Source organism: Bacteroides xylanisolvens (genome assembly GCF_018289135.1).
In the GTDB taxonomy this organism is placed as follows: domain Bacteria; phylum Bacteroidota; class Bacteroidia; order Bacteroidales; family Bacteroidaceae; genus Bacteroides; species Bacteroides xylanisolvens.
Window position 1 is genome coordinate 4,469,103 of the sequence record NZ_CP072216.1, and the last position, 12,402, is coordinate 4,481,504.

Below are 12,402 nucleotides of genomic sequence, written 5' to 3' on the forward strand. Positions count from 1 at the left end.
TTTAGAGTTTCACATTGCAAATGTGGTCTTTTCTATCCAAGAAAAACAGAAAAATAATGCTTAATACCTGCAATCATGTATAAAAATCTGTAGCGAAGCGGCAAACTGAACATGAGTGCTGCCCGTTTGAACAATTCTACGACTGTTCAAAACAAAAAAAGACGTATCTTTAGGTCGTGAAAATCAATCAGAAAAGCCATGAGAACCACCTTACTTAAATTCGTGCTCTTATTTAGTCTCGTGCTCTTAAATACAAGCTTGTCGACGGGACAGATTCAATATAATAATATACGCTTCAAACAGCTAAGTATAGCTGAAGGACTCCCGCATAATACGATCAATGCAATCACCCAGGACAACCACGGGTTCATCTGGTTTGGTACACGCAACGGATTGTGCCGATATGACGGTTATAATATCAACCTGTTCGCACATAATGAGGCCGACAGCACCTCACTCCGCCACAATTTCATCACGCGCTTATATAACGATTCGCTCCGTAACATTCTATGGATCTCTACCGATCAGGGCATCTGCAGCTATAACTACGAGACAGAAGATTTCAGTCGTTACCAGATTAAAGGGAACACTAAGGATGATGTTTGTTTCCTGAATACCAGCGATGGTATGCTTCTGGCAGCTTGTAGCAACGGACTTTATCGCTACAATGAACAAGACAGCTTGTTCGTTCCTTTTCTTCTCGATAAAGAAAAACCTCATGTGAGATACTTTGCGGAGGACGGAGACAAAACCTTATGGATAGACACCAACAAAGGGCTGATGCGATACAGTCTGGACAAGAAACAGTTCGTTTCCCTCCCGACTCTCATCCAGCCTTTTACACTGCAATGCAACAATGCCGTCCTGATCTCGTCCAACCAGCTGTTATTTAATACTAACAACGATTTTTTCGTCTATCATATACAAAGCAATACCCTGTGTAATCTCTCGAAAGACCTGGAAGTAAAACACTTCCGCTGTGCGGCAACCGACCATACGGGGAATATATGGGTAGGCACAGAGTATGGTATCTTTGTCTTCAACAAACTCTATCAACTGATTGCACATTACGAGCAATCGGAACGGGATTTAAGTGCGCTGAACGATTCTCCCATTTACAGCCTTTATCAGGACAAGGCTCATAATATGTGGGTAGGAACCTATTTCGGAGGAGTCAACTATTATATATTCGGTTCCGACCAGTTCCAGATATATCCATACGGAGCCAGTTTCAATCATTTGAGCGGAAAGGCTGTCCGCCAGATTATCAATGCTCCGGACAACGGTCTGTACATCGCCACCGAAGATGGCGGATTGAACTACCTGGACAATAAGAAGGAAATCACCCGTGCCGAACGGCTGCACAAGCAAATGCAAATCTACGCCAAGAACATACATTCTTTATGGCTTGACAAAGATAACAGCCTGTGGCTCGGACTGTTCCTGAAAGGAGCTCTTCACTATATACCGCATCTAAACCGCACGGTGGACTATAATCTATTGTCGGATGAGGTTTCTTCCGGCTTCTGCATCATCGAAGACAAGAACGATCATATCTGGTACGGAGGCCCTTCCGGCTTATTCCTGATCAACAGGAAGAAAGCAAACTCCCGCCCGGAAAAAATTTCATCTCTCCGTGTCTTTAACCTGGTACAGTTTAATGACAGTATACTTTGGGCAGGAACCCGAAAAGGCAGTATATTTCAGATCAATACCCATACACTGAAAGTAACCTCGCTCCCTATCCTGCCGCACACCAATCTCTACATCACCTATATCTACCCCGATTCACATCAACGGATATGGATAGGTACAGACAACAACGGGCTTTATGTATCAGACCGCAACGGTAACATTATCGCCTTTTACAGTAAAGAACAGTTGGGATCCAACGCCATCAAAGGTATCATTGAAGATGAGATGAGTAATGTTTGGGTAGGTACCGGAAACGGACTTTGTTGTATCAATTCCCAAACAGGAAGCATTGACCGATATACCACGGCCGACGGATTACCCATCAACCAGTTCAACTACTCCTCCGCCTGCAAGAAGCCTGACGGAGAATTGTATTTCGGAACTATCAACGGTATGATTTCTTTCTACCCGGAACAGGTACGCTCCGTCAATCCCCGTTTCAACATTGCACTGACTGCCATTTGGAGCAACAGCGAATATATGTCGCCCAACAATGAGAAAGCATTCATCCCTTCCTCTATCTCCGAACTGACAGAGATCACCCTGACGCACGAACAAGCCCAATCCCTGCGTCTCGAATATTCCGGCCTGAATTATCAATATACCGACAACACTCAATATGCGATGAAAATGGAAGGTATCGACAAGGACTGGCAGTTTGTAGGCAACCAGCATCAGGTACGCTTCTCCAATCTGCCTTCAGGAAGATATATCTTAAAGATCAAAGCCAGCAAAGATGGTATCCACTGGGACGAAACGGGCCAAAAGGACCTTGCCATCAGAGTCCTTCCTCCTTGGTGGCTCTCACCGGGAGCATATTTAGTTTATGCACTACTCTTCCTATTAATCATTTACGCCGCATACAGATATACCAAAACGCGTATCATCCTGCTCATGCGACTGAAAACGGAGCATGAACAACGCGTCAACATAGAGAATATGAATCAACAGAAGATCAATTTCTTCACTTACATCTCCCATGACCTGAAAACACCGCTGACCCTGATTCTATCGCCTCTGCAACGATTGATCCAGCAGCCACAAATCAGCAACAACGATAAAGAGAAACTGGAAGTCATCTACCGAAACGCCAACCGGATGAATTATCTGATTAATGAACTATTGACGTTCAGTAAAATCGAGATGAAACAGATGCGTATCAGCGTCCGGAAGGGAGACATCATGCACTTTCTGGAAGAACTGTCGCACATCTTCGACATTGTAGCCGGGGAACGGGAAATTGACTTCATCGTCAATCTGGAAGACACCGAAGAGGAAGTCTGGTTCTCGCCTTCCAAACTGGAACGGATTCTTTATAACTTGCTCTCAAACGCATTTAAATATACCCAACCCGGCGGATACGTCAAGTTGAGTGCCAAACTAATAAAAGAAGAGAAAGGAACATTTGTGCAAATCTCCGTCAAAGACAATGGCAGGGGGATTCCTAAAGAAGCTCAAGAACAAATATTTGAAAGTTACTACCAAGTTGAGAAGCGCGACCATCGCGAGGGATTCGGACTGGGATTATCGCTTACGCGTTCGCTCATACACATGCACAAAGGGAAAATCCGGGTAGAAAGCGAAATCAACAAAGGTTCGGATTTTATCGTTACCCTGAATGTATCCGAGGATGCTTACAACCCCGATGAACGCTCGTCCGAGAACATCACGACCGAAGAAATACAGAAATATAACCAGCGAATCAAGGAAACCATCGAACTCATTCCCGAAAAGCTGACCAACAAAGAAAAAGATCCTGCCCGGGAATCTATTATGATTGTGGAGGACAACAAAGAAATGAATGATTACCTCGCCAGTATATTCAGCGAGAAATATGATATTATACGAGCGTATAATGGTGCAGAAGCCTGCAAGAAGATAGCCAAACAGCTGCCCAACCTCATTATATCGGATTTAATGATGCCGGTGATGGACGGCCTGGAATTCACGGAACGTGTCAAACAGGACGTAACGACCAGCCATATCCCCGTTATCCTCCTGACTGCAAAGACTGATGAAAACGACCATACGGAAGGTTATCTGCGAGGAGCCGATGCATATATCACCAAACCTTTCAACGCCAAGAATCTGGAACTGCTGGTACAGAATATCCAAAAGAGCCGGAAACAGAGTATTGAACACTTCAAACAGGCAGAAGAACTGAACATCAAGCAAATAACCAACAACCCGCGGGATGAAATATTCATGAAAGAACTGATGGAACTGATTATGGCGAACCTCACCAAGGAAGACTTCGGAGTAACGGAAATCACAGCCCATCTCCGCATCAGCCGCAGCCTGTTGCACATGAAGCTGAAATCACTCACCGGATGCTCCATCACTCAATTCATACGGACGATCAAAATGAAAGAGGCTAAAACTCATTTACTGAATGGTATGAATGTCTCCGAAGCATCATTTGCCGTCGGTATATCAGATCCGAACTACTTTACAAAGTGTTTCAAGAAAGAATTTAATATCACTCCGACAGAGTTTCTCAAACAGTTGAAATAGAAAGCAAAAGTAACTGCTTCAGAAATTCAACCTACCCTTAGACAACGTGTCAACTATTAATAGAAAAGTTCTTTTGCTCCCTTTGCAAAGATCTCTTCCCTTCATAGTAAAGTTGTCTTTGCCCTATTTCAAACTATAAACGCAAGTTCCGTTTATATAATTGCAAGCTTTGTTTTTATAAACGGAACTTGCATTTATAAAAACAAAGCTTGCAATTATAGTTTGGAATGAAGAAAAAGGAAGTTATCCAACCGGCAAAAAGAAGTTTGGTCTATATCAAAAGGAAGTTAGCTATTAATAGCCAACAGGGCAAGTAGGTATATATTGTAAATCAACTACGCCCAACAGAAAAAGATATCGCCGGTAATTAATCTGCAACATTCACTGATGTAGCTAATTACCGGCGAGCAATAGAAATCTATAATCAACTCATACCTATTCTACCATTCCTGGAAGCGTAAATCAGCTTCCGGATTCTGACGACGAATCAGTTCCTCGTCAACCTGATAAGTGACGCCACCTTTCGTGTACTTATAAGAAAGGGTAAACTTAGGCTGTTTCCCTACAAATTCCAATGATTCGGCTGCAGGATCTAATGTGGCGGATGCATCTGTGATAGCGACGCTTCCTCCGGCTTCAATATTGACGCTTCCATCCGGATTGACTGTCAGATTCACCGACTCATTGTTTTCCAATGTGTTTCCGAAACCCGGTCTGCGTACTTTGTTTCTACCTAACGAAACAAAGTCGCGGGTCATATTCTGACTCAAATCCTTGTTACTGTATTCAGTAACCTGCTGGGTAGACAAATTGGTAACTTTTCCTTTCACAAAGTAGGTACCATGATACTGGCTGACAAATTTGACAACTACAATACTGTAATCCTTCAAATTACCATTCACATCAGTACTAATTTCATCCTGATTATGATCGACCAACCGGAAAGGGATTGCATAGTGCTTGTTCAAAGCAGCATTGTCTTCATAGAAAGCATCGGAGAAAGTCACTTTCACATCTGCGATTGCCAGGTTCGGGTTGCTGATCGTCATCTTGTTCGGATTAGCCAACTGATAATAGTTTTCCGGCATTAGTGTCAAGCCCGTACCATCCAATAAAGACGGATCGATCTCGAATGTAGCCCAATCATCGGTATGCACCTCTCTTTTACCGCCAATAGCCACTCCTACCTTTATCGACATATCTGTATCGGCTACCAGTGTCCGCAAAGGTTTTTGCGAAGCAAAGTACACAGAACTCTCATCGTAGTCCTTTTCATAATCGTCATAACAAGCAGTCATCAGAACGCTTATCAGCCCTATCCATAATATATTTAGTCTTTTCATTGTAAATAAGTATTTATATCAACAGCACGTTATTCCCAACCCTGATTATTCATTAGATTCTTATTCTTTTCCAGCTCTGCATACGGTAATGGCATGAAATAGTTTTTCACTTCATATTTCCGTTGTTCCACTTTCTGTACTTTGAAGCTGAATGTGCCATCTTCATTGCGGGTAACGGCAACACCCTCCACCTCTTCGTTCAACGGTAATACCCAACGACGCATATCAAAATAACGATGATTCTCGAAAGTAAATTCCAAGCGACGTTCGTTCTGAATCAACTTTCTGAACGAGTCCTTACTTTGAGCCATTTCATCCAGATAAAGATCAAAATTGATACCCCCGGCTTGCGAACGGATTGTTTTCAATATTTCGTATGCAGAATACAGGCATCCTTCGGCTTTCACCGTCGGGTTGCCCCAAGCCTCATTGGCAGCTTCGGCAAAGTTAAGAAGAACTTCCGATTTCCGTAACAAAGGATTGTAATGAACCGAGTTTAACGTCTGAATCGGATTCAGCATAGCCGATTTCTTGGAAACGAATTTAGCCAGATAATAACCCGTACGTGTAGCATTCTCACTAAACGAAGGAGAATCTTTTCCACCCTCGGACATATCCAACGGCTGACCGGAATCGCCAAATGTAGCACTATGATAGTAGACATTCAGCGCAAAGCGATTATCCAGTACGGCATAAAGCTGCGTCAGATCGAAATCAGGATCAGACAGATCGACACCGGAACGAACATCGGTTGCCGGATAACCATTCTTCGCATAAAAAGCCTTTACCAGATTATGAGAAGGAGTGGCACGGGCACTTCCGTAGTAGAACGGCGGGAAATGAAGGCCTTCCAACAGGTTATTATTAAAATATCTGCGGAAAGCATAATCGGAACTTTCCGTCTGAACATCGGCAATGGAGGAAGCCGTAACAGGAACATAAGTTCCGAAACCTTCCATGCCCAGAATCTTATTGATCTCTTTGGCTACCGCTTCCCATTTTGCTTGGTAAACCGTAGGGTTCAGTATTTCGAATTGTCCCATGCCGGTGATCTTCGTCACGTCATCATCCTGCATGGCAGGGCTTGCGCTATATAAAAGCGCACGACTTTTCAGAACAGCTGCCGCCGCTTTCGTGGCACGACCGATTTGTGTATTACCGAACTCCAAGTCATCTCCCTGATACACGTTCGGCAATAACTCGATGGCATTATTCAAATCGTTGACGATAAAATCGACTGTTGCCTGATAAGTAGGACGAAGAAATTCACCGTTCTGCGCGGCCTCATCCTGCGAAATAAAATGATCTGCCAACGGAATACCCAACGCTTTTCCATTCTTCGCCTTTCCGCCGTACATCTTCAATAGCTCAAAATGCCACCATGCACGCAGGAAATACGATTCACCTTCCAGACGCAGCTTGATTTGCTTGTCCACTTCCGGGTCGGTGCGGTTGTACTGCACTTGGTCGGTTAAGCCGTTTTCGAGGAAAGAGTTTACATAGTTCAGCATGTTGTACGCATTACTCCAGTTTCCGATTGGGTTGTTAAACGCTGTCATCCCACCCATATTTAATTTATAGACAGAAGAGCTGCGCAGATTAGTCACTGCATTATCGGTAGCACAATCCAGAAAGTTATCTTCAAAACAATCCGGACGGTTGGCTATGCCATTATAAGCTTTATATAGTACGCCTTGAGCAAGTTCCGGCACTCTCCAGGTATCAGAGTCTCCGATCTGCCATGTCACCTTTGTATCCAATGTGTCGTCACAAGCACAAAAGAGAAACAGACCTGCTAAAACGCAACTTCCTAATATATGTTTCATATTGCCATCTATTAATTGTTCAAAATTAAAATACAAAAGAGACTCCGCCTGTAAAAGTACGCGTCACCGGGTAGTTTGTCACACCGGCATTCAGCAATTCAGGATCCAAATCTTTCACGGAAGAAAGCACAAACAAATTTGCACCACGAGCGAAAACCTTCATCTTCTTCACGACCGAACTTGGGGAGAACTGATTGAACGTGTAGCTCAATTCAACATTCTTCATACGGAAGAAGCTTGTATTCTTCAACCAGAAAGAAGAATTGCGGAAATTGTTCTCACCGGCAGTGGTTGTCAGGCGCGGATAACTTCCGGTCGGATTGTTTGCCGGATGATAACGATCTAATGCCAGTTTAGAGTATTTACCTTCTCCATTGTTCCAATAATAAGCATTTGTTGCCCAAGTGTGAACGCCCAGTTCGGAATATCCCTGAAGATACAATCCCCAGCCTTTGTAACTTACATTGAAATCGATGCCCAATGTAGTACGTGGGAATGAGTTTCCGAGTTCCTTTACGTCACGACCGTCAATGATCTTATCGCCGTTCAGGTCTTTGTAGGCGATGTCGCCTTCCTGATAATCGGCAAACGTCTGGGGGGCATGTCCGTTGATGGCTACATCTTTGCCAAATAATCCTTCGGCAACCAGTCCCATCATAGCATCGGTAGAACGCCCCACTGTATAACGGTATTCTTCACCATGTTTCACCTGGTTCCATTTCAATACTTTATTCTTAGACCATACGAAATTAGCTCCTACCGAATAAGACCAGTCGTTGATACGGTCGCTCCAAGTGAACATTCCTTCTATACCATGATTCAAGACGGAGCCCATGTTATCCTGGTAGGTAAAGTTGCCTGTATAATCCCCGTAAGAGGCATCGACAGAACCGATGATGTCCGTATGTTTCTCACGGAAATAGTTTATTTCGGTATATAAGCGGTTGTTCAGGAACAGGCCTTCCACACCGATGTTCCATTCTGCTGCCTTTTCCCATTTCAGGTTCGGATTGCCTGCACGGACAAAAGTGGAATAGTAAGCCGTAGCACCGTTGTTCGTTGTTCCGAACCGGAAGCTGCCGTCTTGTGACCAGGCACGTTCATACAATAAATGTTCGGTGCTTCTGTCATATCCCAAGATACCAGCACTGGTTTTCAGTTTCAGGAAGTTCACGTATTCATTGTCTTTCAGGAAATCTTCATTGCTTAGAATCCAGGCAAGGCCGCCCGCTGCCGAGAAGAAGTATTTATTTCCCGATTTGAAACGGTTGCTTCCCATCAATGCCATGTCGGCTTCCACAGCATAACGGCGGTCATACATATAGTTTAAGCGCAATGCGTAGTTTGCATTGATGATGTCCTGGGTCACTCCCTGATTCGTTGTTTTCGAGTACATGTAAGTCAGCCGTGCCGATACATCATGCTTTTGGTTGAATGTATTCTCGTATGCAGCAAAGGCATTCCAACCCAATGTCTGTTGTAAGGTAGTCGACTTCCGACTCTGTGAAGTGGCTACATCTGTTTTCTTCATCTGGGTGTACATGATCTGTTCCTCACCGGCAAAGTTACGATATGTTTTGATGGCATACGTCGGATAGACTTTGCTCAAAGAGAGTTGCAGGTAATCATAGTTGTCGAAAGAAAGGAAAGCACCGGCTTTCAACCCTTTTGTCAGCATATCAAGATCGAATTTCAAACCGATATTGGTCTGGCTGCGTGTATAACGCTCATCCGTATATCCTCCGTACATTGTTTCCGCGTATGCATTCATCGGACGCAGCAGACTTGCGCCAAACAAAGGAATTCCGTCCGAGCTGGCTAGTCCGGTTTCTTCCGGTGACATAGTCAGCGGGTATTCATTCGGACGATGCGTAGACAGGGCCGTAAATACCTGACCACAGTCCAATTGCCCCCATTTACGCATTTCCATACGTCCGGCAACGTCTGCGGATATAGTCAGGAAATCCGTTACATTGAAGTCGAGGTTTCCGCGAAGAGTCAGACGGTGCAGTTGCGGAGTATAGGTAACGTCTTCAAATCCGCTACCTCCTACATATCCGGCAATCAGGGCATAACGCACTCTGTCGGTACCTCCCGTCATATCGAACGATACTTTCCGATAGTTGGCATTTTTGTTCAATAACTGATCGTACAAATCGACGTTCGGATACAATAGGTCATTGGCTCCTTTGGAGTTTTTATATCCTTCCAGTTGTTTCTGATTATAGTAAGGAGTCAATCCGTCATTTGCACGCGCTTCATTGTACAGATTAGCATACTGATAAGAATTCAGAAAATCAGGAGTACGCGTCATCTGTACCACACCTGCTTCGGCGGTTGCGTTATAAATGCGGCGGTTGGCCTTTCCTCTGCGGGTAGTCACCCAAAGTACGCCATTCGCAGCACGCGCCCCATAAAGAATCTTGGCAGTGGCATCTTTCAGCAACTCGATACGTTCGATTTCTTCAGGAATCAAATCCGCTGCCGGACGTTCCACACCATCGATGATAACAATAGCTGTATTCTCCGACATGCCATGCTGGCCACGGATAAATAAATCAGGCGTATTATTACCCAATCCGCTGACTGTGGAGCGAACTTGCAGACCTAACATTTTACCTTGCAGCATATTAGTCAGCGTCAAATCAGGGAACGTTCCGAACTGTCCGTTCTCCAGTACGCTCGTTGCGCCTACTTCATTCCCTTTATACGTCTTGCCACCATCGGCTCTATTCACCAACGATTCTTCGGTCAGGAACAGAGGCTCTTTCTTCAGGACAATCTTTTCAGGAACGATATTGCTGCCTGTCAGCTTATACACTTTATCTTCATATCCCAAAGCCTCCACCATGACGGTTGCGTCATTCTCGACCTTCGTCTGAAAACGTCCCTTTGCATCTGTATATAGAACGACTGCGCCTTCTCCACAAATGATAGAAACATTCTTCAACGGGCTACCTTTCTCGTCGGTAACAATAGAAACTACTTCCACCAAAGGCTTCTTCGCCGACTTTCTCTTTGATTTATTCTGTGCGAAAGTCAGGCTAGAGCCAACGATAAGGACAAATATGAGCCCTATCAGTCTTATATATCTAATCTTGTTTCTCATATACTTTTCTTTATTTTAGGTATCACCATCCGGGGTTCTGTTGAAGATTATCCAAAGCCGCCACTTCATCCATCGGTAGCGGATACCAATAATTACGCTTGTTAAACGTCCGCACGGCTGTCCTCACCGGAACATACTCGTAAGTAAAGTCGGTCAACTTATAAGTGCAGGCTTTTTCCACTTTCAACTGGTCGGCCGTATAAGAATGATTGATCGGGGTTGCTTTGACACCCATGATCGGATATTCACCCTTAAACAGGTCTTCAGCAATCATCCAACGGCGGATATCATACCAGCGGTGTCCTTCGAACATCAATTCCACACCACGTTCCCGACGATAAGCTTCTCTAAAATCCACTCCATCCGGTAGTTCGCCGATTCCGGCTCTTACACGGATTTTATTCAAAGCCTGACGGGCCGACATCGTACAACCCGTAACGACTGCATCCGGATCACCTGTCGCTTCGTATGAAGCCTCTGCCATATCCAGATAAACTTGTGAAACACGAATGTACACAGCCACCAAACGATATAATTGGAAACCAGCTTCACCAAACAAAGGCACACTTGCTTCCGGCCAAATGAACTTCTTGCACATATATCCGGTCTGTTGAGAGCCTCTCGTAAACTGATTGGTAGAAATGAAGTTCTCGGAGTAACCACCCGAATAAGTAGTCAGATAATAGGGAACACCCTGTAAATTCTTCCCCCATTGCTCACCGGGCACGAGGATATTATTCGTGAAGCGAGGGTCTCTATCCGAATAAGGATTGGTAGTCTTTACCGCATCATAACCGGAACGCGGATCAGTAATCGGATAGTATTTACCGTCGGCTCCCTTACGTTCGTACATATCTACCGCATTTTGTGTCGGAGCATTATAAGGAGTACCTTCGGCACCGGTTTTATTATCGTATGGTTGTGTCAGCCATTGCGCTCTGACGAAAGCAGACCAGTTGCCATGATGCCAACGCAGGAACCATAAATATTCCGGCTGTGCGAATTGATTGGAATTAGGCATTAGCTGAATACTACGATATTCGTCATGATTCATCAGGCGATAATATTCGTGACTTTCAATAGCATTGATCGCCTTTTGCGCACTACGGGCAGCTTCAGCAGCCATCTCTTTTCCATATCCTTTGTTTTCAATAGAATTCAAGTCGTTCTGCATCAAAGGGCTGGCAGCATAAAGCTGTGTCATCGCTTTTAATGCCATGGCGCTTACTCTGTCAGGCCGTCCATGTTCCTCGTCAGGCCAGCTTATAGGTAAATATTCAATGGCTTTATCCAGGTCTGTCTGCATCCAAGCATTGGATTCCTGATAAGTTTTACGGGGAAAGTCAAAGTCGTCCGATGCTCCCCAAAGCTGGTCAAAGATGGGCATTCCGCCATATCGCTTGATAATCTCAAAATAGAAGTAGGCACGCAGAAAATGAGCCTGTCCCAACAGTTTTCTCCTTTGGTCGTCTGTGATGGATTTCACTTGATCTACTCCGCTAATTACACGGTTCACGATACGAAGTCCGGTATAAGCACGAGAAATAGCACTTTTGAAATTCTTCCCATCACTTTTACTTCCTATTTCGAAACGTGTACCGGCATTCTCCAGCCAGTTACCTGCATTGACAAACTTCGACGGATCATTATCGCGAACGGATGCATATTCATCCGATAAATTACCTACCGTTACGTATGTATTCGAATAAGAGTTGATACCATGTGTAAAGATTAATATATCATCATTTTGAAAGATGCGGTCCATGAACCCTAACAAACTGCTATAATCTTTATAAACATCATCTTCGGAAAGTCCGTCATCGGGAGAGCGGTCCAGATAGTCCTCACAACTTCCTACAAACAACCCCAATAGAATGATCCATATCCAATTCAACTTATGTCTTCTCATATCAGT

At 44.3% G+C, this 12,402-nt stretch carries 5 protein-coding genes; 1 reads left to right on the forward strand and 4 read right to left on the reverse strand.

The window, feature by feature from the left end; translation table 11 throughout:
- The first annotated feature begins 198 nt into the window (after positions 1-198).
- Positions 199-4,209 (forward strand): hybrid sensor histidine kinase/response regulator transcription factor, encoded by a 4,011-nt coding sequence (locus tag INE92_RS18790; protein ID WP_211421230.1) that lies wholly within the window; start codon positions 199-201, stop codon positions 4,207-4,209.
- A gap of 440 nt (positions 4,210-4,649) precedes the next feature.
- Here the strand turns inward: INE92_RS18790 and INE92_RS18795 are convergent, their stop codons facing one another.
- From INE92_RS18795 to INE92_RS18810, 4 genes are read right to left on the reverse strand one after another with little or no spacing between them, the layout of a single operon-like run.
- Complete coding sequence (locus tag INE92_RS18795) at positions 4,650-5,552, reverse strand: BT_3987 domain-containing protein (protein WP_004307748.1); 903 nt, start codon at positions 5,550-5,552, stop codon at positions 4,650-4,652.
- 29 nt (positions 5,553-5,581) lie between these two features.
- Positions 5,582-7,378, reverse strand: a complete 1,797-nt coding sequence (locus INE92_RS18800; RefSeq protein WP_004307747.1) for a RagB/SusD family nutrient uptake outer membrane protein — start codon at positions 7,376-7,378, stop codon at positions 5,582-5,584.
- A 25-nt stretch (positions 7,379-7,403) separates the two neighbouring features.
- Positions 7,404-10,487 (reverse strand): SusC/RagA family TonB-linked outer membrane protein, encoded by a 3,084-nt coding sequence (locus INE92_RS18805; protein ID WP_004307746.1) that lies wholly within the window; start codon positions 10,485-10,487, stop codon positions 7,404-7,406.
- Positions 10,488-10,509: 22 nt separating this feature from the next.
- Positions 10,510-12,396: a RagB/SusD family nutrient uptake outer membrane protein gene (locus INE92_RS18810; protein WP_032855758.1), complete on the reverse strand. Its 1,887-nt coding sequence runs from the start codon at positions 12,394-12,396 to the stop codon at positions 10,510-10,512.
- Between the last annotated feature and the right edge of the window lie 6 nt (positions 12,397-12,402).